The following is a 22,903-nucleotide window of genomic DNA, read 5'->3' on the forward strand; positions in this document are numbered from 1 at the left end:
CTTGACCCGGTCGGACATTTCCCCGGCGTGACTGCACCCTGCCTGATCGGTCCACTCTTGATCGCAGCCTCGACGTGATCGCGCCCGACGGCAGGCGATCGGATGAACGCGATACTCAGGGCCGCTCCGGGCCGGGCGCCTCCGGGAGCGCGAACACGGTGAGCTGGCCGCCGAGGGCGGTGTAGCTGTTCAAGGCGGCATAGGCGTCCTTCGCGCCCGATCCGGCGTCGGGATCGGCGAGGCCGGCGGCCAGCCCGATGCCGGCCCAGCCGCCGACGCCGGACAGCACCGCCACATATTGCCGGCCACGATGGGCATAGGTCATGACGTTGCCGACGATGCCCGACGACGTCTTGAAGCGGTAGAGCTCCTTGCCTGTCGCCGCGTCGACCGCCTTCAGATAGCCTTCAAGCGTGCCGTAGAACACCACCCCGCCCGCCGTGGCGAGGACGCCGGACCACACCGAGAACCGCTCCGGAACGGACCAGGCCGCGCGCCCCTTGATGTTGTCCCACGCCAGCAGGCCGCCGGTGCGCCCGTCGCCGCCGGGCGGCGGGTACAGGGTCAGGGTGGCGCCCACATAGGGCTGGCCGCTCACGTAATCCACATGGAACGGCTCATAATCCATGCACATGCGCGTCACCGGCACATAGAACAGCCCGGTCTGCGGCGCGTAGGCGGCCGGCTGCTGGTTCTTGGCGCCGAGCGCGGCCGGGCAGATACCGGTATAGGTCACGTCCTCGCCCTGCGCCTCGGTGCCGTGGGCCGGGTCGAGCCGGGGGCGGCCGTGGGTGGGGCTTGCCGGGTCCATGTCGATGCCGGTGGCCCAGTTCGCGCCCGGCTCGAACTTCTCCGCCACCAGCAGCGCGCCGGTGTGGCGATCCAGGGTGTAGGCGAAGCCGTTGCGGTCGAAATGGGTGAGCAGGGCACGCGGCCGCCCGTCCACCACCTGGTCAGTCAGGATCATCTCGTTGACGCCGTCATAGTCCCACTGGTCGTGGGGCGTCATCTGATAGACCCAGCGCGCCACCCCGGTGTCGGCGTCGCGGGCGAAGATGGTGTCCGACCATTTGTTGTCGCCGGGGCGCTGCGCCGGGTTCCAGGTGGAGGGGTTGGCGCTGCCGTAATAGATGAGGTTGGCCGCTGGATCGTAGGCGAACCAGCCCCACGGCGCGCCGCCGCCGATCTTCCACTGGTCCCCCTGCCAGCTGCGCAGGGAGGAGTCGGGGCCCACCGGCCGGCCGAGCGCGGTGGTCCGCTCCGGGTCGATCAGCAGGTCGGCATCGGGACCGGTGCTGTAGGCCCGCCACGCCCGCGTCCCGTCCTTCAGATTGTAAGCGGTGAGGTGCCCGCGCGCGCCGAACTCGGCGCCGGCGATGCCGACGATCAGCTTGTCCTTCACCGGCATGACGGTGGCGGTGTTGGACTCGCCGCGCTGCGGATCGCCGTTCGCCACCAACCAGCGCACGGCGCCGGTCCGCGCGTCCAGCGCCACCACGGTGGTGTCCGCCTGATGCAGGAAAATCATGCCCTGCGCATAGGCCAGGCCCCGGTTGACCAGGTCGCAGCACATCACCGCCGCCACCTGGCGGTCCTGCCGGGGCTTGTAGGTCCACAGGATGCGGCCGTCGTGATCAAGGTCCAGGGCATAGACGACATTGGGAAACGGGGTGTGCACATACATCACCCCGTCCACCACCAGGGGGCTGCCCTCATGGCCGCGCAGCACGCCGGTGGAGAAGGTCCACGCCACCGCCAGCCGGCTCACGTTGCCGGACGTGATCTGGTCGAGGCCCGAATGGCGCGTGTTGGCATAGTCCAGGGTCTGGAGCACCTGACCGGCGGGGTCGGCGCTCCGCCGCACCACGTCCTCGTTCGCCCCCGCGGGCCCCACGCCGACGAACCCGGCGGCCAGCATCGCCGCAAGCCGGGCGAAGACGCCCGCGGCCGGCCGCTTCACCGCGCGCGCGACCCGGCGCATGGACGGCCGCGCAGGCCCTCCCCCGGCGGTGGTGTTCTCCCGCATCCGTCCGCTCCTTCGGCGCCCCTTCGGCGGGAGCGTCCCTTGAGCGCCTGAATAGCACGCCCTGTCCCCGGCAACGACAGCGGCGCGCTGGCGGCCCCCGTCTTGGTTCCGATACCGATGTGACGTAGGCTTCCCGCCACCACCGCGCACCGCCCGGGCACCGCGGCGGGGGCCGCCGGAAGCCGGGACGCCACGCCGGCCGGCCCATAGCCGGGGGCGATGACCGGGAGCGATGGCCGGGGGCGATGGCCGGGGGCGCACCGTGAGCATGATCGAACAGCCGGTCGCACCGTCGCGGCCGAACCGTCTCCACAGCTTCTGGATCGAGACGCCGCAGGCCGTCTGCGCCCTGCTGGGCTGCGGGCTGGACGGCCTCGCCACCGCGGACGCGGCGCGCCGGCTGGCCGCGCACGGCCCCAACAGCGACGCGCCGGCCCGCACCGCCGGGCCCGCGCGCGCGGTTCTGCGCCGCCTGCTGGAGCCGCTGTCGCTGATCCTGCTCGCCGCCGGCCTCGTTTCCGTGGTCAGCGGCGACGCGGTCGGCGGATCGATCATCGTCATCATCCTGATGGTCTCCATCGGCCTCGACACGGCCCAGGAGGGCCACGCCGCCAAGACCGCCGAGCTCCTGCGGCGCTCGGTGGCGCTGCAGGCGGAGGTGAAGCGCGACGGCAGCTTCCGCCAGATCGAGGTGGACCAGGTGGTGCCCGGCGACATCCTGCGGGTGCGGGCCGGCGACATCATTCCCGCCGATGCCCTGCTCCTCGAGAGCCGGGCCTTCACCGTCGGCGAGGCGGCGCTCACCGGCGAGCCCTATGCGGTGGAAAAGCGCCCCGGCGCGGCCGGCGGGCCAAGCCCCGGCGAGGCCACCAACGCCATTTTCCGCGGCGCGGTGGCGCAGACCGGCGAGGCGATCGCGCTGGTGGTCGGCACCGGCCGGGACACGGTGTTCGGCGCCGCCGCGTCGGCCTTGGCCCAGGCGCAGGCGCCCTCCCCGTTCGAACGCGACCTGCACCAGTTCGGCCTCGCCATCGCCCGCCTGACCCTCGCCCTGGTGCTGGTGGTGCTGGCCACCCGCGTTTTGCTCGGGCGCCCGGCGCTGGATTCGCTGATGTTCGCCGTCGCCCTGGCGGTGGGCCTCACGCCCGAGCTGCTGCCGATGATCACCACGGTGACGCTGGCCCGCGGCGCCCTGCGGATGGCGGCCCGCAAAGTCATCGTCAAGCGCCTGGCGGCGATCCATGATCTCGGAGCCATGACGGTGCTGTGCACCGACAAGACCGGCACCCTGACATCGGCGGAGATCGCGCTGGCCCGCAGCTTCGACGCCGCCGGCACGGACGACCCGCGCGCCGCCCGGCTCGGCGCCATCGCCGCCGACCTGGGCGGCGATCGCGGCGCGCTCGACGCGGCGCTGGCGGCGGGGGCCCCGGGCGCCGCGACCGGCTGGACCCTGCGCGGCCGGAACCCGTTCGACTTCTCGCGGCGGCTGGGAACGGTGCTCGCCCGCGGACCGGACGGGCCGCTGCTCATCGTCAAGGGCGCGCCGGAAGCGGTGCTCAAGCTCTGCACCGCCCAGCGCGCCGGCGGGGCGCTGTCGGCGATGGACGAGGCCGGGCGGGCACGGGCGCTGGACCATGTCCATGCCCTGGCCGGCGACGGGCTGCGCACCATCGCCATCGCCTCGCGCCCCTGGACGGGCGCCACCCACGAGGTGGAGGCGGCCGACGAGACGGACCTGGTGTTCGAGGGGCTGTGCGCGTTCTACGATCCGCCCAAGGCGTCGGCCCCGGCGGCCATCGCCCGGCTCGGCGCCGCCGGGGTGCGGCTGAAGATCCTGTCCGGCGACGATCCCGTCGTGGTGAAGCGGCTGGCGGGGCTGGTCGGGCTGGAGGCCGGCACGGTGCTGTCGGGGGCCGACGTCGCGGCGCTGAGCGACGAGGCGCTGGCGGTGCGCGTGCAGCAGGTGGATGCCTACGGGCGCCTAGCGCCGGACCAGAAGGCGCGCATCATCGCCGCGCTGCAGGCCAAGGGCGCGGTGGTGGGCTATCTTGGCGACGGCATCAACGACGCCCCGGCGCTGAAGGCCTCCGACATCGGCCTGTCGGTGGCCGGCGCCACCGGCGTCGCCCAGTCGGCCGCCGACATGATCCTGCTCGCCTCCGACCTGGAGGTGGTGGCCGACGGCGTGGAGGAGGGCCGGCGGACCTTCGTCAACATCCTCAAATACGTGCGCATGGGCGCGAGCTCGAACTTCGGCAACATGCTGTCCATGGCCGTGGCCTCGCTGGCGCTGCCGTTCCTGCCCATGCTGCCCACCCAGATCCTGCTGAACAATCTGCTGTACGACCTTTCCGAGGTCGGCATCCCCCTGGACACCGTCCCCGCCGAAGCCACCCGGCGGCCGCAGGTCTGGGACATGCCAGGGCTCATCCGCTTCGCCGGCGTGATGGGGCCGCTCTCCTCGGTGTTCGACCTCATGACCTTCGGCGGGCTGCTGCTCCTGTTCCAGGCCACGCCCGACGAGTTCCGCACCGCCTGGTTCCTGGAATCCATGGCCACCCAGATTCTGGTCATCTTCGTCATCCGCACCGCCGACCGGCCCTGGCGGAGCCCGCCCGGCCCGGCCCTCGCCGCGTCCTCGCTGCTGGCGCTGGCGGTGGCCCTGGCCCTGCCGCTCACCCCGCTGGGAAGCTGGTTCGGCTTCACCCCGCCACCGCCGGCCATGCTCGCCGGCATCGCCGCCGTGGTCGTCGCCTATCTGGTCTGCGCCGAGCTGCTGAAGCCCTGGGCCCTGCGGCGACGGCCGCGGGAGGCCGCCGCCCGGCGCCAGGCGATCGGCCGGCGATAGGGCGCGGCCGCCTCCGGTCCGGGTGCCCTCAGGCTGGATACAGCAGCACCAGATAGCGCGTCAGCGCCAGCGCGCGCACCGGCAGGCTGCCGGTGATGGCGTCCAGCACGCCGTCGGGCCGGTTCACGTCGAAGATGCCGGACACCCGCAGCCGCAGCAGGTCGCTGTTGGTGACCAGGATGGAGCCGCGCCGGTAGCGGTTCACCTCGGCGATCACCCGCTGCAACGGGCGGTCCTCGAAGATCAGCTTGCCGCGCCGCCAGGCGGTCGCCTCCGCGTCGCTCGCCGGTCCGGTCTCGCCAATGCCGGCGGCGCCATAGCTGACCGCCTCCCCGGCCTTGAGACGGGCCAGCCGGTCGGCCCCGACCTCGATGGCGACGGCGCTCTCGATCACCGTCACGGTCACCTCGTCCGACCAGCGGTGCACCGAGAACTGGGTCCCGGCGGCGGTGGTGACGCCATCCGCCGCCGCCACCGAGAACGGCCGGTCGGCATCGGGTGCGACATCGAAGAAGGCGCGCCCGCGCAGCAGCGTCAGCCGTCGTGCCCGCGCCGTGAAATCGAGGTCGAGAGCGGAATCGGCGTCGAGCTCCACGCGGGAGCCGTCGGCGAGGGCAAGGGCGCGCTGCTCGCCGATGCCGGTTTGCAGGTCGCCACGGAACAGGTAGGGCACCCCCAGGGCGAGCCCGGCCGCCGCCGCCGCTCCCCCCGCCAGCACGGCGCGGCGGGAGAAAGCCGGCCGGGCCGGCTGCGCCCGCCGCGCGGCGACCGGCGCGCGGCGGGGATCGCCCAGCCGGTCGAGATCGCCCCACAGCGCCTCGAGCTGCTCGAACGCGCGGCGATTGTCGCCGGCGGCAGCGATCCAGCGCGCGAAATCAGCCTGCTCGGCAGCCGTCGCCTCGCCGGAGCGCACCTTCACGAACCAGGCGAGGGCGGCGTCCTTCGGTGTCTGTCCGCCGCTCGTGTCACGCGCTTGAGATTTCGGCACACCGGCACCTGTCGATCGAACCCGGCGGCGATCCCCCTGGGGAATCCACCACCCTTTCCTGCTTGACGAAATAGACCGCCCGGTCCCTCACCTCAACATTTGGAATTTTTCCAGACTTCGCCCGGCCGGCAACCGGCTTACGCCGCCCACACCTTGATCGTGCATCTCAATCCGCCCCCTGACGGGACCCCGGCAGCGAGGTGGCGGCGAGCAATTACAGTCGAGAGCGAATTGCGTCTGCGTGGACCCTCCATTATCCTGTACATATTACATCGCATGGCTTGAGTGTGAATGCCGTTTCCTCGCATGCGTTTTTAACCGGTGACGGAAAGTCTCAGAACGTGGTGCCGAAAAATAGAATATTTCTATTGAGCGCCTTCGCGAGGCATTACGACGAGCTGCTGCGGCATGTGGTCCGGCGGATCGGCAATCCCACCCTCGCGCGCGACGTGGTGCAGGACACCTTCCTGCGCATCCATGCCTCAGCCCCGGCGGGCGAGGTCGCGAGCCCCACCGCCTATCTGTTCCGCGTCGCCGACAACCTCGCCATCGACCACCTGCGGCAGGAGGCCGCCCGGGCGCGATTCGCCGCCCCGGAGGCCGAGCACGACACCGCCGCCGCCCCGGAGCCGTCGCCGGAACAGGCGCTCGACTACAAGCAGCGGCTGGATGCCCTCGACGCCGCCATCGCCGAGCTGCCGCCCAAGTGCCGCGACGTCTTCCTGCTGCACAAGTTCGACGGCCTCAGCCACGGCGAGATCGCCGCCCGGCTCGGCATCAGCCGGTCGATGGTGGAAAAGCACATGATGAAGGCCTTGGCGCACTGCCGCGACCGGCTCGCCGACCTGATGGACTGAGCCCCCTCCGCGCCCCGCCAGACGGCGCCGGCGCCCAAGCGCCAGCCCGCCCCCCGGCTTCGTCAATAGCTCTCGTCGGCCACCTTCTGGGTGGCCCGGAACGGGCTGGCGGGATAGACGCCCACGATCCGCATCTCCCGCGAGAAGAAGGCGAGCTCCTCCAGCGCCAGCTTCAGGCCGCGCTGGTCGGGATGGCCGTCCACGTCGGCGTAGAACTGAGTGGCGGTGAAATGCCCGTCCATCTGGTAGGATTCGAGCTTGGTCATGTTCACGCCATTGGTGGCGAAGCCCCCCAGGGCTTTGTAGAGCGCCGCCGGCACGTTGCGCACGCGGAACACGAAGGTGGTCACCACCGGCCCGCTCTCGGCCTCCGCCCACTCGCCGTTGCGGGCGAGCACGATGAAGCGCGTGGTGTTGTGCGCCTCGTCCTCGATGTTCTGCGCCAGGATGTCGAGGCCGTAGATCTCCGCCGCCAGGCGCGAGGCGATGGCGGCGCGCGTCACGTCCCGGGCCTCGGCGATCTCGCGCGCCGAACCGGCGGTGTCAGCGCCGATGACCGGGGCCAGGGCCAGCTCGCGGATGGCCTTGCGGCACTGGCCGAGGGCCATCACATGGCTTTGCACCGTCTTCACGGTAGCAAGGCTCGCCCCCGGCACGGCCATGAGCTGGTGCGACAGCGGCAGGAAATATTCGCCGACGATGCCGAGGCGCGACTGCGGCATCAGCCGGTGGATGTCGGCCACCCGCCCGGCCACGGAATTCTCGATCGGGATCATGGCGAGCTCGGCGGCGCCGCCCTCCACCGCCGCGAAGGCATCCTCGAAGGTGGCGCAGGGCAGCGCCTCGTACTCCGGAAACATCTCCCGGCACGCGATGTGGGAATTAGCCCCGGCCTCACCCTGGAACGAGATGCGACGCATCCTCAACACTCTCACCCCCCGCGCCGCCTCCGCGCCGGAAGCCGCCTTGCCCGCCCCGGGTGCGCGGGTGTCCACCCCGGGCGAGACCACATCATTGCCGCTGGCCGCCGGCCCGATGCGACCGCGCGCCGCGCCGCCGCCTCGCGCCATCCGGCCGGCGCGTCGGGCCGGCTGCGAAAGCCGCGCTAAGCCCGGCGGCGCAACGCACCGGCGGCCGCCGCACGGGCCGCGACAGGCCCGTGCGCGCCGGCCGGACAGCGACGTTCCGCGCGCCTTAATACGGGTTGCGCCGTTCCAATCAAAGTGCTTAGTGTCCCGACGACTGCGCGGAGGGGGTTTCGCGCGCGTTATCAATCCCAGGGATAGGACGCACTCCGCCGCGCGCTGCCCATTTCGCGGTACCGGATGCGCCGAGATCAAAGGCTTCGAGGGGCGTAGCGCCGATGACCTTTTTTGAATTGAACAAAATCGCAGGTGCGGTGCTGGCGACGCTGGCGTTCGTGGTGGGCCTCGGGATCGTCTCGCAGATCCTGTTCACGCCCGAGGCACCGGCCCGGCCGGGCTTCGACATCGTGGTGCAGGAAGGTGGCGGCGCCGCCACCGCCAAGGTGGTGGAACCGCCGATCGAGGAGCTGTTCGCCACCGCGTCCGTGGAGAAGGGCGCGACCGTCGCCAAGAAGTGCGCCGCCTGCCACAATTTCGCGGAAGGCGCCGGCGCCAAGGTCGGCCCGGACCTCTACGCCGTGGTGGGCCGCGACGTGGCCAGCGTGGACGGCTTCGCCTATTCCGCGGCCTTGAAGGCCAAGGGCGGCAAGTGGACCCCTGAGGCCCTGAACGCCTTCCTCACCAATCCCAAGGCCGCCGTGCCCGGCACCGCCATGGGCTTCGCCGGCCTGCCGAAGGGCGTGGACCGGGCCAACATCATCGCCTACCTCAACTCGCTCTCGCACAGCCCGCAGCCGCTGCCCACCGCCGCCGCGACGCCGGCCAAGTGAGGTTTGCCGGAAGGTGAGCGTCGCGCCGGCAACGGCGCGCCAAGGGTGGGGTGATCCTGCGCCACATGGGCGCACGGGGGGACACGGAGCGGAGGGCGCCTGAACACGGCGGACGCGCCTCACGTCTTTGTCAGTCGAAGCGATGCAGAAAGGGCCGGTCCTCGCGGATCGGCCCTTTTTCTTGCCTCAGGCCCGGGGCACGGTCGCCGCCGGCTGGCCCCGAGACCAGAGCGTGTGGGTTTCCCTCGTCGCGAACAGGTCCATAATCGGGTATGCCGGTCTCAAGGACCTGTCACCGGAGTCATCGATGCCCCTGCTGCTCTCGCGCCGTGCCTTCGCCCTCGCCGCCGCCCTCGCGCCCACCCTCGCCGGCCGCGGGTTCGCCGAGACGCCAGCGCAGGACGGGGCGACGACGACCGCCGCCGGGAGCGCCACCAGCCAGCCGCAGTTCCGGCATGGCCTGTCGCTGATGGGAGAGCCCAGGTACCCGGCCGGATTTCCCCATTTCGATTATGTGAATCCCGAGGCCCCCAAGGGCGGATTGCTGCGGCTGGCGGAGGACGGCGGCTTTGATTCGCTCAATTTCGTCATTCCGCGCGGCAGCCTCGCCAGCGGCCTCAACCTGATCTACGACACGCTCATGGTGGCCGCCTCCGACGAGGTGGCCAGCGAGTACGGCCTGATCGCCGATGGCGTGAGCTACCCCGCCGACTTCTCCTCCGTCACCTACCGCATCCGCGAGGGCGCCCGCTGGCACGACGGCACCCCCATTTCGGCCGACGACGTGGTCTGGTCGTTCGAGGTGCTGGTGGCCAACAACCCCAATCAGAAATTCTACTACAGCCATGTGGCGAAGGCCGAGAAGAGCGGCCCGCGCGAAGTGACCTTCACCTTCGACCAGGCCGGCAATCGGGAGCTGCCGCAGATCGTCGGTCAGTTCATGGTGCTGCCCAAGCATTGGTGGACCGGAACCGACGCCGCCGGCAAGCCGCGCGACATCACCCAGGGCACGCTTGAACCGCCGCTGGGCTCCGGCGCCTACCGCATCAAGAGCGTCACCCCCGGACGCACCATCGCCTATGAGCGCGTGCCCGATTATTGGGGCAAGGCGCTCAACGTGAACGTGGGCAAGGATAATTTCGAGGAGATCCGCTACGAGTATTTCCGTGACGATACGGTGATGCTGGAAGCCTTCAAGGCCGACCAGTATGATTTCCGCATCGAGAGCTCGGCCAAGAACTGGGCCACCGCCTATGATTTTCCGGCCCGCAAGGACGGGCGGGTGATCCTGGAAATGTTCGAGAACCGCGCCTCGGGGGTGATGCAGGCTTTCATTCCCAACCTGCGGCGCGAGAAGTTCCAGGACCCGCGGGTGCGGCGCGCGCTCAATTATGCCCTCGACTTCGAGGCCATGAACCATGCCTTGTTCTTCGACCAGTACAAGCGCATTTCCTCCTTCTTCTCCGGCACCGAGCTCGCCTCGTCGGGCCTGCCGCAGGGGCGCGAGCTGGACATCCTCACCGGCGTGAAGGCGCTGGTGCCACCGCAGGTGTTCACCACCGCTTACGCCAATCCCGCCAGCCCCGACGAGGAGGCCCGCCGCGCCAACCTGCGCGAGGCCGCCCGGCTCCTGAAGGAGGCCGGCTGGGAGGTGAAGAACCGCAAGCTGGTGAACGCCAAGGGCGAGGTCTTCACCCTGGAGATCCTGATCGCCAGCCCGGCGTTCGAGCGGGTGGCGGTGTTCTACAAGCCGGCGCTGGAGCGGCTCGGCATTGCCGTCACCATCCGGCTCGTAGATTCCTCCCAATATATCAACCGGGTGCGCGCCCGCGACTTCGACATGATCGTGTCGGGCTGGGGCCAGTCCCTGTCGCCGGGCAACGAGCAGCGCGACTTCTTCGGCTCCGAGGCGGCCGACCGCGAGGGCTCGCGCAACTTCGGCGGCATCCGCAACCCGGCGGTCGACCAGCTCATCGACAAGGTGATCTATGCCACCGACCGGGCCGATCTGGTGGCCGCCACCCACGCCCTCGACCGGGTGCTGCTGTGGAACGACTATGTCATTCCCGCCTGGACCTTGAACTTTACCCGCACCGCCCGCTGGGACCGCTTCTCCCACCCCCCGGCCCTGCCCGCCTATTCCTTCGCCTTTCCGGACATCTGGTGGTTCGATGCGCAGAAGGCGGCCCGGATCGGGGCCGGAAAATAAACGGCCCGGCGCGATGAACCCGCAGGGCCAGACACCATTGACCGGGGTGACGACATGAGCCTCTCCCGCCGCTCCCTCCTGCGCATCGGCGTCGGTGCCGGCCTCGCCGCCGGCCTGCTCCCGCCCGGCGCGGCCCTGGCCGAGACCGCCGCACCCGCAAGCGCCGCCGAGGAGGGCGGCCCGGCGGCCAAGGCCGTGCTGCGGCACGGCCTCTCCTTCTTCGGCGACCTCAAATATCCCGCCGGCTTCGCCCATTTCGACTATGTCAATCCGCTGGCGCCCAAGGGCGGCCCGTTCTCGCAGATGGGCCGGACCACCTTCTACAACCAGTCGCTGACCACCTTCGACACGCTGAACCCCTACAACCAGCGCGGCAACGGCGCCCAAGGCATCGAGCTCGTCTATGACACGCTCCTGGCTGCCGCCGGCGACGAGAAGAGCGCCATGTATGCGCGCCTCGCCACCGGGGTGGAGATCGCCGATGGCGGCCTCACCTATCGCTTCCTCCTGGACCCGCGGGCACGGTTCCACGACGGCACGGCGCTGACCGCCGCCGACGTGGTGGCCACCTTCGCGGCGCTGAAAGCGGACGGCTATGAGACCATCCGCATGGCCCTGCGCGACCTGACCGGCGTGGAGGCGGACGGCGACCATGTGGTGGTGATGCGCTTCAAGCCCGGCCGCGCCCGCGACGTGCCGCTGACCGCCGCCGGCATGCCCATCTTCTCGCGGGCCTACCTGGCCAGGCACCCGTTCAACCAGTCGTCGCTGGAGCTGCCGCTGGGGTCCGGCCCGTACAAGGTGACGCGCCTGGAGCAGGGCCGCTTCATCGAGTACGAGCGGGTGAAGGACTATTGGGGCGCCGACCTGCCCACCCTCAAGGGCCGCTTCAATTTCGACACCGTGCGCTACGAATACTTCCGCGACCGCATCGCCGGCTTTGAGGGGTTCAAGGGCCGCGCCTATCTGTTCCGGGAGGAGTTCACCGCCCGCGAATGGGCCACCCAATACGACTTCCCCGCCGTGCGCGACGGCCGTGTAAAGGTGGAAACGCTGAAGGACGAGAGTTTCTCCGGCGTGCAGGGCTGGTTCCTCAACACACGCCGCCCGCAGTTCTTTGATCTCCGGGTGCGAGAGGCCATTGGCCTGCTATTCGACTTCGACTGGACGCGGCGGAATCTGATGTACGATTCCTATCACCGCACCGTCTCCTTCTTCCAGAATTCGGACATGATGGCGGAAGGCCTGCCCTCGCCGGCGGAACTGAAGCTGCTGGACCCGTTCCGGGCCGAACTGCCGGACGAGGTGTTCGGCGAGCCCTATTCCCCCCCCGCCTCCGACGGCTCCGGGGAGGACCGCGCCCTACGCATCAAGGCGGTGGGCCTGCTGAAGGACGCCGGCTACGTGATCCGCCAGGGCAAGCTGGTGAATGCCAAGGGCGAGCCCTTCACCATCGAGTTCCTGGACGACGACGGCGCCATGGAGCGCCACCACGCCCGCTTCATCGGCCACCTGAAGAAGGTGGGCATCGACGCCACCTTCCGCATCGTGGACGCGGCCCAGTTCCAGGCCCGGCTGCAGAAGTTCGATTTCGACGCCGTGGTGCGGCGCTACAGCTTCGCTCCCTATCCCGGCGACGAATTGCGGGCCTATTTCTCCACCGAGGCGGCGCGCACGCCGGGGTCCTACAACGTGGCCGGCATCGCCGACCCGGTGGTGGACGCCCTGATCGCCCAGGCCCTGGCGGCGGAGGACGCGGCCGCCCTCGTCACCTGCTGCCGCGCCCTGGACCGGGTGCTCAGGGCCGGCCACTATTGGATTCCCCAATGGTATTCCGGCGAGAACCGCATCGCCTACTGGAACGTGTTCGACCGCCCCGCGACCAAGCCCCGCTACGAGCTGGGCGTGCTCGACACCTGGTGGAGCACCGCCCCCGGGGCCGGCGCCGGCTGACCGCGCGGAGACGGACAGTGGCGCGAAACCATCCGGAGCGGTAACCGCTTCATCCAAAGACGCATGAGACGTGTTGGCACCGTCAGGCCAGCCTGGGAGACGCGATGCTCGCCTACATCATCCGCCGCATTGCCCTCATGGTGCCGACCATGCTCGGCATCATGCTGGTGTCGTTCGTGGTCATTCAGTTCGCCCCCGGCGGGCCGGTGGAGCGGGTGATCGCCCAGCTCACCGGCGACGACGTCTCCGCCACCTCCCGCGTGTCCGGCGGCGGCGGCGACTTCACCGGCGGGGCGGCGGCGGCCCAGGCGGCGGGCGCGGCCGACGCCGTCTCCTCCAAGTACCGCGGCGCGCAGGGGCTCGACCCGGCCTTCATCCAGCAGCTGGAGAAGCAGTTCGGCTTCGACAAGCCCCCCCACGAGCGCTTCCTGAAGATGATCGCCGACTACGCGACCTTCGACTTCGGCCGCTCCTATTTCCGCGACATCACCGTGCTTCAGCTGATCGGCGAGAAGCTGCCGGTCTCGGTCTCGCTGGGGCTGTGGATGACGCTGATCACCTACGCCATTTCCATTCCGCTCGGCATCGCCAAGGCCATGCGCGACGGCTCGCGCTTCGACATGTGGACCTCGGCCATCGTCATCGTGGGCTATGCCATCCCCTCCTTCCTGTTCGCCATCCTGCTCATCATCCTGTTCGCCGGCGGCTCGTTCCTCGACCTGTTCCCGCTGCGGGGCCTGACCTCGGAGAATTTCTGGCAGATGAGCTGGCCGGACCGCATCGCCGACTACGCCTGGCATCTGGTGCTGCCGCTCACCTCCATGGTGCTCGGCGCCTTCGCCACCATGACATTGCTCACCAAGAATTCGTTCCTGGAAGAGATCCGCAAGCAATATGTCACCACCGCCCGCATGAAGGGGCTCTCGGAACGGCGGGTGCTCTACGGGCATGTGTTCCGCAATGCCATGCTGATCGTCATTGCAGGCTTTCCCGGCGCGTTCATCTCCGCCTTCTTCACCGGCTCGCTGCTGATCGAAACCATCTTTTCCCTCGACGGGCTCGGCCTGCTGTCGTTCGAGAGCGTGCTCAACCGCGACTATCCGGTGGTGTTCGCCACCCTCTACATCTTTTCCCTGGCCGGCCTCTTGGTCGGCCTCATCTCGGACCTCACCTACATGCTGGTCGATCCGCGCATCGACTTCGAGACGCGGGAGGTCTGAGCCATGGAAACGGTTCCCCTGCTCCAGCCCGGCGAGCCCACCGACCTGCCGGCGGCGCGCGACCTGCCCCACGGCGCGCTCCCGCCGCCGGGAAGCGAGCGGCCCCGCGGCCGGCTGGCGCTGTCGCCCCTCAACCGGCGGCGCCTCGCCAACTTTCGCCGCAACGGCCGGGGCTATTGGTCGTTCGTCATTTTCATGGTGCTGTTCGTGCTGTCGCTCGGCGCCGAGTTCATCGCCAACGACAAGCCGGTGCTCGTCTCCTACGATGGGCATTATTACGTGCCGGTGCTGCGCGCCTATCCGGAGACCGCCTTCGGCGGCGACTTCGAGACCGACGCCGACTATCGCGACCCCTACCTGCAAAAGCTCATCGCCCAGAAGGGCGGCTGGATGGTGTGGCCGCCGATCCGCTATTCCTATTCCACCCACAATCTCGACCTGCCCACCCCGGCCCCCTCCCCGCCCACCTGGATGCTCACCGAGGCCCAGTGCAAGGCGGTGGCGGAAAAGAAGGGCGTTTCCGGCTGCGCCGGGCTGGAATGGAACTGGCTGGGCACCGACGACCAGGGCCGCGACGTGGTCGCCCGCCTCATCTACGGCTTTCGCATCTCGGTGCTGTTCGGGCTGACGCTCACCATCGTCTCCTCCCTCATCGGCGTCGCGGCGGGGGCGGTGCAGGGCTATTTCGGCGGCTGGGTGGACCTGCTCTTCCAGCGTTTCATCGAGATCTGGACCGCCATCCCCTCGCTCTACCTGCTGCTGATCATCTCCTCGGTCCTGGTGCCCGGCTTCTGGGTGCTGCTGGGCATCCTGCTGCTGTTCTCCTGGGTGTCGCTGGTGGGGCTGGTGCGCGCCGAATTCCTGCGCGCCCGCAATTTCGAATATGTGCAGGCAGCCCGCGCCCTGGGGGTGGGCAACCTCACCCTCATGACCCGGCACATCCTGCCCAATGCCATGGTGGCGACGCTGACCATGCTGCCCTTCATCCTGTCCTCATCGGTGATGACGCTGACGGCGCTGGACTTCCTGGGCTTCGGCCTGCCACCGGGCTCGCCGTCGCTGGGCGAGCTGCTGTCCCAGGGCAAGAACAACATCCAGGCGCCCTGGCTCGGCCTCACCGGCTTCGTCACGGTGGCGGTGATGCTGAGTCTGCTGATCTTCGTCGGCGAGGCGGTCCGCGACGCCTTCGACCCGCGCAAGACCTTCGCGTGAGGGGACCTGCCATCATGACCGCTGCCATCATGACCGCCCCCCTCCTGTCCGTGCGCGACCTGTCCGTTGCCTTCCGGCGCGATGGCGCCGAGGCGCTGGCGGTGAAGACCGTCTCGTTTGACCTTGCCAAGGGCGAAACCCTGGCGCTGGTGGGCGAAAGCGGTTCCGGCAAATCGGTCACCGCCTTGTCGATCCTGAAGCTCCTGCCCTATCCGGCAGCCAGCCACCCTTCGGGGCAGATCCTGTTCCAGGGCCGCGACCTGCTCACGATCCCCGAACCGGAGCTGCGCGGGGTGCGCGGCGACAAGATCACCATGGTGTTCCAGGAACCCATGAGCTCGCTGAACCCACTCCACACCATCGAGCGGCAGGTGGGGGAAATGCTCACCCTGCACCGGGGCCTTGGCGCCGCCGCCGCCCGCGCCCGCACCCTGGAGTTGCTCGCCGAGGTCGGCCTGCCCAATCCGAAGGAGCGCCTTTCCGCCTTTCCGCACCAGCTTTCCGGCGGCCAGCGCCAGCGCGTCATGATCGCCATGGCGCTCGCCAACGAACCCGACCTGCTGATCGCCGACGAGCCGACCACGGCGCTGGATGTGACCGTTCAGGCGCAGATCCTGAAGCTGCTGAAGGACCTCCAGGCGCGGCTCGGCATGGCCATGCTGTTCATCACCCACGACCTCGGCATCGTGCGCAAGATCGCCGACCGGGTGTGCGTGATGCAGAAAGGCGAGATCGTGGAGCAGGGCGGCGCCGAGGCCACCTTCCTCCATCCGCACCATCCCTACACCCAGGCGCTGCTGAAGGCCGAGCCGAAGCCGGACCCGGCCCCCCTGGCCCCCGCCGCCCCGGTGGTGGTGGAGACGCACGATCTCAAGGTGCATTTCCCCATCAAGCGCGGCGTGTTCCGCAAGACCATCGGCCATGTGAAGGCGGTGGACGGGGTGTCCATCGCCATCCGCAAGGGCGAGACGCTGGGGGTGGTGGGGGAGAGCGGATCGGGCAAGACCACGCTGGGCCTCGCCCTGCTGCGCCTCATCTCCAGCGCCGGCCCGGTGACCTTCCTGGGCCGGCGTATCGACGGCCTCGGCTTCAAGGCGCTCAAGCCGCTGCGGGCGCAGATGCAGGTGGTGTTCCAGGACCCGTTCGGCTCGCTCTCCCCCCGCATGTCGGTGGGCGAGATCGTGGAAGAGGGCCTGCTGGTGCACCAGCGCCAGCTCTCCCCCCCGGCCCGCGAGGCGCGGGTCGTCGCCGCGCTGGCTGACGTCGGGCTCGATCCGCAGGCCCGGCACCGCTATCCGCACGAATTTTCCGGCGGCCAGCGCCAGCGCATCTCCATCGCCCGCGCCATGGCGCTCGAACCCACTTTCGTGGTGCTGGACGAGCCCACCAGCGCCCTCGACATGATCGTCCAGGCGCAGATCGTCGAGCTGCTCCGGGCGCTGCAGCGCAGGCGCGACCTCACCTTCATGTTCATCTCCCACGACCTGCGCGTGGTGTCGGCGCTGGCGAGCCGCATCCTCGTCATGCGCAACGGCCGCATGGTGGAGGAAGGCCCCGCCCGCGAGGTGTTCGAGCACCCGCGCGAGGACTACACCCGCGCCCTGTTCGCCGCCGCCTTCGCCCTGGAGACGGCGGGCGCCGGCGTGGTGAAGCAATGAGCGGCCGCCTCTCGCCCCCGCCCGGCGATGGCCCCGCCGACGTGACCGTGGACGGGCCGACCCCCATCGGCAGCGGCTACCGTCCCTATCAGCGCTACGTCGCCCGCCTCAGCGACGGCGGTGGCGGCGTCGTGACCCAGACCCGAGACATCCTGCGCGGCGGGCGCGTGGTGGGGGTGCTGGCCTACGACCCGGCGCGCGACCAGGTGGTGCTGGTGCGCCAGTTCCGGCTCCCGGCCTATCTGGCGCTCGGCCCGCAGCGCTGCGAGCTGGTGGAGATCGTCGCCGGCGGCGTCGAGCCCGGCGAGCCGGAGGAAGAGGCGGCGCGGCGGGAGTGCGCGGAGGAAACCGGCCTGGTGCCCGGCCGCATGGTTGCCTTCATGCACCTGCTGCCCACCCCCGGCATCACCGACGAGCAGGCCACCTTGTTCCTGGCCGAGGTGGATTCTGGCGGCCTGCCGGAGCGGGCGGGCCTTGCCGAAGAGGACGAGCTGATCCGCCCCCTGGCGCTGCCGGTGGATGCGGCGCTGGAGATGATGGCGGCGGGCCGCTGCGCCAACGGCTATCTCATCATCGCCCTGCAATGGCTGGCCCTGAACCGCGCCCGCCTGACGGAGCTGCTGAAGCCCCCGGCCTGAGCGGTCCGGCCCGGGCGCACCGCCCAGGCTTGCCCCCGAGGCCCAGGTTTCAGGCCTGAGCGCCCCTGCCCGAGCGCCCCTGCCCGCGCGCCCCTGCCCGCGCATGGCGACGACCCGAAACGCAATGGCGTCACTTGCACCGCCTGCGCCAAGAGCGCGCTTGCGCCGACCGCTTTAGGGACGACCGCTCTTGGGGACGGCCGCTCTTGGGGACGGCCGCGCGCCGTTGCCAAGCCGCCGGCGCGGCAACGGACGAGGGATCGCCCTCGTGCCAGGGGGCGTGCGGGCGCATGGGGCCTGGACTGCGCCCGCGCGGCGCCCCCGCCGACCTGCTCCGCACTGCCAAAGACCCAGGCCCTCGGCCTCAGCCCCGCCGGTGGAGCCGATCGAGGTCGAAGGCCGCCACGTCCTGGAGCAGCTCCACGAAGGCCCGGGCGCCGAAATCGGCCGCCGCCTCCCCCTTCTCGACGGTGGCGCCGCGCGCATCGCCCATGGCGCCGGCGGGGCTAAGGTCTTCGCTCAGCCAGCCGAACCCCACCGGGTGGTTGGCGCGCAGCCGCCGGAACTCCCCCTCCATGGCCACCGAATAGGGCACGAAGTCCGCCGCCTGCGCCATGTCCACCAGCTCCGGGCGGAACGCCAGCATCAAGGAGGTCTCCACCTCGCCGCCATGGATGCCGTGGGCACGCTCATGATCGGCGAACAGGCCGGTCGGATAGCCGAAGCGGTGCATGGAAGACATCGCCACAAGCAGGCCGTGATCGAGACGGAGCGTGCGGGCCACGAGGTCGATCACCGGCACGTTGCCGCCATGGGTGTTCATCAACACCAGCCGGCGCACCCCGGCCCGGGCCAGGCAGGCCCCCAGCTCCACCCAGGCGGCGAGGGCGGTGGCGGGCGTGAACGTGAGCGTGCCGGCGAAGGTTTGGTGCTCGTCGGATTTCCCCACCGCCTGGATCGGCAGCACCGCCACGTCGAGCGTGTCCGGCACCAGCGCGGCGATGCGGGCAAGATAGCCCTCGGCGATGAAGAGATCCGTGCCCAGCGGCAGATGCGGGCCGTGCTGCTCCACCGCCGCCACCGGCAGCACCGCCACCAGGCGCGCCATGTCGAGCGCCGCCACCGCCGGCGATGAAAGCTCGGACCATCTCAGGAACATGCCATCCTCCCGGCCGCCCGGCACCGCGGGCGGCGCCTGCTCTCAGTGCCTGCGGCGTTTGCCTCCGATGCCTGCGGCGCTTGCTCTCAGTGCCTGCGGCGCTTGCCTTCAATGCCTGCGGCGCTTGCCTTCAATGCCTGCGGCGCTCGGCGGTCAGATCGTCCATCAGGCTTTCAATGCGCTCGGCGTTGGAGCCGAGGTCGCGCAGGCCATAGCGCGAGGCCGAGCGCATATCCACCCGCGCCCCCTTGGCCGTGGGCCGGATGCGGATCACCACGTCGTTGCGATAGCCCATGATGCGGGACACCGCCACCGCCTCGATCAGGCCGTCGCGCTGGGTCCCACGGGGCGGCGCCGCATCGAGAATGTGCCAGCCGCGCTTCTGCACGAGCCCCAGGACAGCGTTGAACGCCTCCTCCGGCGTGGCGCTCAGATCCACCGGCTTGATGCCGGGATAGCCGGCGCGCTGCGCCTCAGCCGCCTCCGGGGTCGGATCGGGGTGGCTGTTGGCCTCCCGGGGCCGGGCCAGCAGCAGGGCATGGAACCGGGGCGGGTCCTGCGGATCAGTGGCGATGTCTGCGAGCTCCGGCAGCATCATGCCCCGCGCGATCACCACCGCCGGCGCCGCCAGCACCACCCCCGCGAGGGCCACCGCCGCAATCGCCCGGCCGATGCCGATCCAGCCGCTTTCCCAGGTGATGAAGAAGGCGATGACCCCCAGCAGGCCCCCGACCACCGCCACCAGCAGGCCGGCGGCGAACGCCACCGTCGCCAGGGTGAAGTCCAGCAGGCCCAGACGATACAGCAGCACCGAAAGCACCAGCACCGGCACCGCGAACAAGGCGAAGCGGAAGCTCCACCGGGCGGTGGGCGAGACGCGCTCCTCAATGTACAGACGGCGCCTGATCATGGTGTCCCGTCATCCGCCCGCCGAACGTGGCAGCTTCTGAGATGGCCGACCCCGGCCAGCTTGGCAAGGGGGCTTGGCAAAGGGGCTCGGCAAAGGGGCGTCGAGCGTTCGAGGCGGCCGCGCGTCCGGCGTCAGCGCGCGCGGGACGCGGCGGCGGCCAGGACCTCCGGCAGGTCGTCGACGCTGTCGATGACGAGATCCGCAGCGGCGGCCAGGTGCGCCACCGGTGCCGGCCCGCTGCGCACCAGGATGAAGCGGGCACCGGCGGCGCGGGCGGCATCGAGGTCGTGCGCGGTATCGCCGACGACAGCCACCCGCTCCGGCGCATGGCCACCCCGGGCCGCACAGGCGAGCACCATGCCCGGGCCGGGCTTCGCGCCATAGCCCGAATCATAGCCATAGACCTGATCCAGCCACGGGGTGAGACCGAGGGCGGCGATCTGCTGGCGGGCATTCAGCTCGGCATCGTTGGTCACCATGTGCAGGGCCAGCCCCGATCCCGCGAGGCGCGCCAGGGTGCGTGCGGGATCGCCGATCGGGGTGAGGAAGCGCAGCCCCTCCCGCGCGAACAGGTCGTCGATGCGCGCCAGGAACGCGGCAGCCGGCGGCACGTCCAGCACCCGCGCCCACAACGGCCCGTAGTCCGCCGACGAACCGGCGACCAGGGGCGAGGAGGGCAGGAAGCGGCGCTCATCCGGCTGATATTCGCTCACCGCCTGGAGCGCCGCGAGGCGCGCGGCATCCCCGTCCGCCAGGACCGCCATCACCGCGCCCGCCGCGGGGCCCCAGGTCCGGTCGAAATCGACCAGGGTGCCGTCCTTGTCGAACAACACGGCCTCGATGTCGTTCATGCGTGCCGATGCCCCGCGTTCCGCCGCCCCCTCGCCGCCCAGGCCCCGGCGCGGCGACCCGGGGGTGAAAAACGACGAAGGGCGCGGCCCGCGCCGCGCCCTTCGTTCATACACTCAAGCAAACCGAAGCCCGGTTCAGAGCACCACCACTTCGGTGCCCACCGGAACCCGGCTGTAGAGGTCGATCACATCCTCGTTCAGCATGCGGATGCAGCCGGAGGAGATGGCCTGGCCGAGCAGCTCGGGCTGGTTGGTACCGTGGATGCGGAACAGGGTGTCCTGATTGCCCTGGTAGAGGTACATGGCGCGGGCGCCCATCGGGTTGTGCGGCCCCGGCGCCACATAGGACGGCAGGCCGGCGATGCGCTGATGGATCTCCGGCGTGGGGGTCCAGCTCGGCCATTCGGCCTTGCGGCCAACCTTCGCGGCGCCACGGAACGCGAGGCTCTCCTCGCCCACGGTCACGCCGTAGCGGATGGCCTGCCCCTTGTCTTCGACGAAGTAAAGGAACTTGTTCGGGGTGTCGATGATGATCGTGCCCGGCTTTTTATTGGTCGGATACTCCACCACGTGCCGCGCATACTGCCCTTCGGGCTTCACCTTCGGATATGGTGCATTCGCGAGGAGCTGCTTGTCCCGTGCGGTCATCGCCGCCGTCGGGGCAGGTGAGTAGCTCTCCGACACACAACCCGTAAGTGCCAACCCGAGCAGAAGCGCCCCTGCCGCCCGCCACATCATGTCCGCCTCTTCCTCATGCCTCGCAAGGAGGAATCGAAATCTCCCGTTTGGATTAACCGAATGTGGAAGGCGCTTGAAGAGTCCAACGTTCACCGGCGTGCCGTTCTTCCGGAGCGTTGCAGAAATGCCGCACAGGCTTTCCTTTCGTCAGCCTCGTTTGGAGTTTCTCAAGCATTTAAGCGCTTCCTGGGGGCATGACCTTAGAGAAGTCGCATCCGCTGCACAGTTTCGACGCAGTCGATGCTCATCTGTAAGGCGTCTCATCGTCGAGTCCCCCCGCACGGCGCGGGGGCGTGTCAAGGGAGAAGAAGATGTCCACGGAACAGCCGTCGTCCACGCAGCAGCCCGCGCCCCAGGCGGATCTGACGCGGCAGGCGCAGAGCAAGCAGTGGCGCGAGATCGGCATCGCCTCCGTCGCCGCCGCCGCCCATCAGGCCAGCGAGAAGCACGCCGCCGAGGCCAAGGCCGCCAACGGCGCGAATCGGGTGGTGACCCTTCGCGACATCGACTACTTCGCCGCGTGACGCCACGCAGCGGACAGTCGGCGTGACACGGGCCCGCGTCCATCGCGGGGGACGGCGACGGACATCGCGCAAGCCCCGCCCCGGCAGGCGGTGAGCGCGCCGGGAAGCGGGCCCGTCCGCACAGCGTTCGCCGCTCGGATCATTTCCTCCGGGCGGGGGCTGAGATAGAAGGGCGGCCCTGCTGCGAAGGTCCACCCATGCTCGTCGCCTACAGTGTCGAGGGATCCGCCCTGAAGGCGATCCCGGTTGCCTCGGGTCTCCCCATCCCGCGCGAATCCGTGTGGATCGACATGTTCGCGCCGAAGGCCGGCGACGACATCGCGGTGGAGCGCCTCACCGGTGTCGCGGTGCCGACCCGGGAGGAGATGCGGGAAATCGAGCCGTCGAGCCGACTCTACACGGAAAACGGCGCGCGCTACATGACCGCCGCTTTGCTGTGCGGCTCCGACAGCGCCGCCCCCACCGTGCAGGCCGTCACCTTCATCCTCGCCTCGCCGCGACTGGTCACCGTGCGCTATGGCGAGCCGCGCGCCTTCGCCACCACCGCTGCCCACCTGACCCGCGCCGCGCCGCCCGGCGCCAGCGGCGAGACCATCCTCATCGAATTGCTCGAAGCCATCGTCGATCGCGCCGCCGACGTGCTGGAGCAGATCGCCGCCGACGTGGAGGTCACCTCCACCCAGATCTTCGCCCCGGCCCCCAACGCCGCCGACGCCAACCAGCGCTACCGCGCCCTGCTGTCGCAGATCGGCCGCAAGGAAGGACTGATCTCCGCCGCGCGCGAAAGCCTCGCCTCGCTCCAGCGCCTGCTGTCCTTCTTCGGGGCCGAGCTGGACGGGCACGCGGTCTCGCCCGACGCCCGCGCCAGCATCAAGTCCATGAGCCGCGACGTCGGCGGCCTCAGCGACTACGCCGCCTTCCTGAGCGGGAAGCTGCAGTTCCTCCTCGACGCCACCATCGGCATGGTGGGCCTGGAGCAGAACAACATCATCAAGATTTTCGCGGTGCTCACCGTGGTGCTGATGCCCCCGACCCTGATCGCCTCGGTCTATGGCATGAACTTTCAGAACATACCGGAGCTGAGCTGGACCTATGGCTATCCGACCACGCTCGCCGCGATGGTGATTTCCGCAATCGTGCCCTATGTCTTCTTCAAGTGGCGCGGCTGGCTGTAGCATCCGACCGGCCCCGTCC

The 22,903-nt window shown here is 69.8% G+C and carries 18 protein-coding genes; 11 read left to right on the plus strand and 7 right to left on the minus strand.

Annotated elements, in window-relative coordinates:
• Positions 1 to 115 precede the first annotated feature (115 nt).
• Positions 116 to 1,918, minus strand: coding sequence for a methanol/ethanol family PQQ-dependent dehydrogenase (locus tag V5F53_RS15160; protein ID WP_393995412.1), 1,803 nt, complete (start codon positions 1,916 to 1,918; stop codon positions 116 to 118).
• A 376-nt stretch (positions 1,919 to 2,294) separates the two neighbouring features.
• On the opposite strand from V5F53_RS15160, the gene mgtA reads away from it, so the two are divergent.
• Entirely contained in the window at positions 2,295 to 4,877 is a 2,583-nt protein-coding gene (gene mgtA / locus V5F53_RS15165; RefSeq protein ID WP_393995411.1) for a magnesium-translocating P-type ATPase, read from the plus strand.
• Between the two features lie 28 nt (positions 4,878 to 4,905).
• Here mgtA and V5F53_RS15170 read toward each other — a convergent pair whose 3' ends face one another.
• On the minus strand, positions 4,906 to 5,865 hold the full coding sequence (locus V5F53_RS15170; protein ID WP_393995025.1) for a FecR family protein: 960 nt from the start codon (positions 5,863 to 5,865) through the stop codon (positions 4,906 to 4,908).
• A gap of 368 nt (positions 5,866 to 6,233) precedes the next feature.
• Here V5F53_RS15170 and V5F53_RS15175 point away from each other — a divergent pair, with 368 nt between their 5' ends.
• A complete protein-coding gene (locus tag V5F53_RS15175; RefSeq protein ID WP_393995024.1) occupies positions 6,234 to 6,722 on the plus strand; it encodes an RNA polymerase sigma factor in 489 nt (162 codons plus the stop codon).
• 62 nt (positions 6,723 to 6,784) lie between these two features.
• Here the strand turns inward: V5F53_RS15175 and V5F53_RS15180 are convergent, their stop codons facing one another.
• The gene (locus V5F53_RS15180) at positions 6,785 to 7,642 is read right to left on the minus strand and encodes a prephenate dehydratase (RefSeq protein ID WP_393995023.1); all 858 of its coding nucleotides are present in this window, start codon (positions 7,640 to 7,642) and stop codon (positions 6,785 to 6,787) included.
• Positions 7,643 to 8,085: 443 nt separating this feature from the next.
• Here V5F53_RS15180 and V5F53_RS15185 point away from each other — a divergent pair, with 443 nt between their 5' ends.
• From V5F53_RS15185 to V5F53_RS15215, 7 genes are all read left to right on the plus strand, one after another.
• Positions 8,086 to 8,637 carry a c-type cytochrome gene (locus V5F53_RS15185; RefSeq protein ID WP_393995022.1) on the plus strand — a complete coding sequence of 184 codons (552 nt, stop codon included), beginning with the start codon at positions 8,086 to 8,088 and terminating at the stop codon, positions 8,635 to 8,637.
• 307 nt (positions 8,638 to 8,944) lie between these two features.
• Positions 8,945 to 10,846: an extracellular solute-binding protein gene (locus V5F53_RS15190; protein ID WP_393995021.1), complete on the plus strand. Its 1,902-nt coding sequence runs from the start codon at positions 8,945 to 8,947 to the stop codon at positions 10,844 to 10,846.
• A 54-nt stretch (positions 10,847 to 10,900) separates the two neighbouring features.
• Positions 10,901 to 12,799 carry an extracellular solute-binding protein gene (locus V5F53_RS15195; RefSeq protein ID WP_393995020.1) on the plus strand — a complete coding sequence of 633 codons (1,899 nt, stop codon included), beginning with the start codon at positions 10,901 to 10,903 and terminating at the stop codon, positions 12,797 to 12,799.
• Between the two features lie 104 nt (positions 12,800 to 12,903).
• Entirely contained in the window at positions 12,904 to 14,019 is a 1,116-nt protein-coding gene (locus V5F53_RS15200) for a microcin C ABC transporter permease YejB (RefSeq protein ID WP_393995019.1), read from the plus strand.
• Positions 14,020 to 14,022: 3 nt separating this feature from the next.
• The gene (locus V5F53_RS15205; protein WP_393995018.1) at positions 14,023 to 15,231 is read left to right on the plus strand and encodes an ABC transporter permease; all 1,209 of its coding nucleotides are present in this window, start codon (positions 14,023 to 14,025) and stop codon (positions 15,229 to 15,231) included.
• A 14-nt stretch (positions 15,232 to 15,245) separates the two neighbouring features.
• Positions 15,246 to 16,889 (plus strand): ABC transporter ATP-binding protein, encoded by a 1,644-nt coding sequence (locus V5F53_RS15210; protein WP_393995017.1) that lies wholly within the window; start codon positions 15,246 to 15,248, stop codon positions 16,887 to 16,889.
• Positions 16,886 to 17,527, plus strand: coding sequence for an NUDIX domain-containing protein (locus tag V5F53_RS15215; RefSeq protein ID WP_393995016.1), 642 nt, complete (start codon positions 16,886 to 16,888; stop codon positions 17,525 to 17,527). Before V5F53_RS15210 ends, V5F53_RS15215 begins: the two co-directional genes overlap by 4 nt.
• 364 nt (positions 17,528 to 17,891) lie before the next feature.
• On the opposite strand, the gene V5F53_RS15220 is transcribed toward V5F53_RS15215, so the two are convergent.
• From V5F53_RS15220 to V5F53_RS15235, 4 genes are all read right to left on the minus strand, one after another.
• A complete protein-coding gene (locus V5F53_RS15220) occupies positions 17,892 to 18,686 on the minus strand; it encodes a creatininase family protein (protein WP_393995015.1) in 795 nt (264 codons plus the stop codon).
• 130 nt (positions 18,687 to 18,816) lie between these two features.
• Positions 18,817 to 19,596, minus strand: a complete 780-nt coding sequence (locus V5F53_RS15225) for a DUF1499 domain-containing protein (protein ID WP_393995014.1) — start codon at positions 19,594 to 19,596, stop codon at positions 18,817 to 18,819.
• Between the two features lie 131 nt (positions 19,597 to 19,727).
• Positions 19,728 to 20,447: an HAD family hydrolase gene (locus tag V5F53_RS15230; RefSeq protein WP_393995013.1), complete on the minus strand. Its 720-nt coding sequence runs from the start codon at positions 20,445 to 20,447 to the stop codon at positions 19,728 to 19,730.
• Between the two features lie 135 nt (positions 20,448 to 20,582).
• Positions 20,583 to 21,095, minus strand: coding sequence for a L,D-transpeptidase (locus tag V5F53_RS15235; RefSeq protein ID WP_393995012.1), 513 nt, complete (start codon positions 21,093 to 21,095; stop codon positions 20,583 to 20,585).
• Positions 21,096 to 21,496: 401 nt separating this feature from the next.
• On the opposite strand from V5F53_RS15235, the gene V5F53_RS15240 reads away from it, so the two are divergent.
• Entirely contained in the window at positions 21,497 to 21,709 is a 213-nt protein-coding gene (locus V5F53_RS15240) for a hypothetical protein (protein ID WP_393995011.1), read from the plus strand.
• A gap of 197 nt (positions 21,710 to 21,906) precedes the next feature.
• The gene (locus tag V5F53_RS15245; RefSeq protein ID WP_393995010.1) at positions 21,907 to 22,884 is read left to right on the plus strand and encodes a magnesium transporter CorA family protein; all 978 of its coding nucleotides are present in this window, start codon (positions 21,907 to 21,909) and stop codon (positions 22,882 to 22,884) included.
• Positions 22,885 to 22,903 lie beyond the last annotated feature (19 nt).

It is taken from the genome of Xanthobacter cornucopiae, from assembly GCF_043195065.2.
Classification (GTDB): Bacteria; Pseudomonadota; Alphaproteobacteria; order Rhizobiales; family Xanthobacteraceae; genus Xanthobacter.

Bases quoted from the DNA above. Each gene is read 5' to 3' on its own strand.
- V5F53_RS15200 (WP_393995019.1), top strand. From the start codon at position 12,904: ATGCTCGCCTACATCATCCGCCGCATTGCCCTCATGGTGCCGACCATG.
- V5F53_RS15220 (WP_393995015.1), bottom strand. From the start codon at position 18,686: ATGTTCCTGAGATGGTCCGAGCTTTCATCGCCGGCGGTGGCGGCGCTC.
- V5F53_RS15180 (WP_393995023.1), bottom strand. From the start codon at position 7,642: ATGCGTCGCATCTCGTTCCAGGGTGAGGCCGGGGCTAATTCCCACATC.
- V5F53_RS15245 (WP_393995010.1), top strand. From the start codon at position 21,907: ATGCTCGTCGCCTACAGTGTCGAGGGATCCGCCCTGAAGGCGATCCCG.
- V5F53_RS15185 (WP_393995022.1), top strand. From the start codon at position 8,086: ATGACCTTTTTTGAATTGAACAAAATCGCAGGTGCGGTGCTGGCGACG.
- V5F53_RS15205 (WP_393995018.1), top strand. From the start codon at position 14,023: ATGGAAACGGTTCCCCTGCTCCAGCCCGGCGAGCCCACCGACCTGCCG.
- V5F53_RS15215 (WP_393995016.1), top strand. From the start codon at position 16,886: ATGAGCGGCCGCCTCTCGCCCCCGCCCGGCGATGGCCCCGCCGACGTG.
- V5F53_RS15210 (WP_393995017.1), top strand. From the start codon at position 15,246: ATGACCGCTGCCATCATGACCGCCCCCCTCCTGTCCGTGCGCGACCTG.
- V5F53_RS15160 (WP_393995412.1), bottom strand. From the start codon at position 1,918: ATGCTGGCCGCCGGGTTCGTCGGCGTGGGGCCCGCGGGGGCGAACGAG.
- V5F53_RS15240 (WP_393995011.1), top strand. From the start codon at position 21,497: ATGTCCACGGAACAGCCGTCGTCCACGCAGCAGCCCGCGCCCCAGGCG.
- V5F53_RS15230 (WP_393995013.1), bottom strand. From the start codon at position 20,447: ATGAACGACATCGAGGCCGTGTTGTTCGACAAGGACGGCACCCTGGTC.
- V5F53_RS15190 (WP_393995021.1), top strand. From the start codon at position 8,945: ATGCCCCTGCTGCTCTCGCGCCGTGCCTTCGCCCTCGCCGCCGCCCTC.
- V5F53_RS15235 (WP_393995012.1), bottom strand. From the start codon at position 21,095: ATGACCGCACGGGACAAGCAGCTCCTCGCGAATGCACCATATCCGAAG.
- mgtA (WP_393995411.1), top strand. From the start codon at position 2,295: ATGATCGAACAGCCGGTCGCACCGTCGCGGCCGAACCGTCTCCACAGC.
- V5F53_RS15195 (WP_393995020.1), top strand. From the start codon at position 10,901: ATGAGCCTCTCCCGCCGCTCCCTCCTGCGCATCGGCGTCGGTGCCGGC.
- V5F53_RS15225 (WP_393995014.1), bottom strand. From the start codon at position 19,596: ATGATCAGGCGCCGTCTGTACATTGAGGAGCGCGTCTCGCCCACCGCC.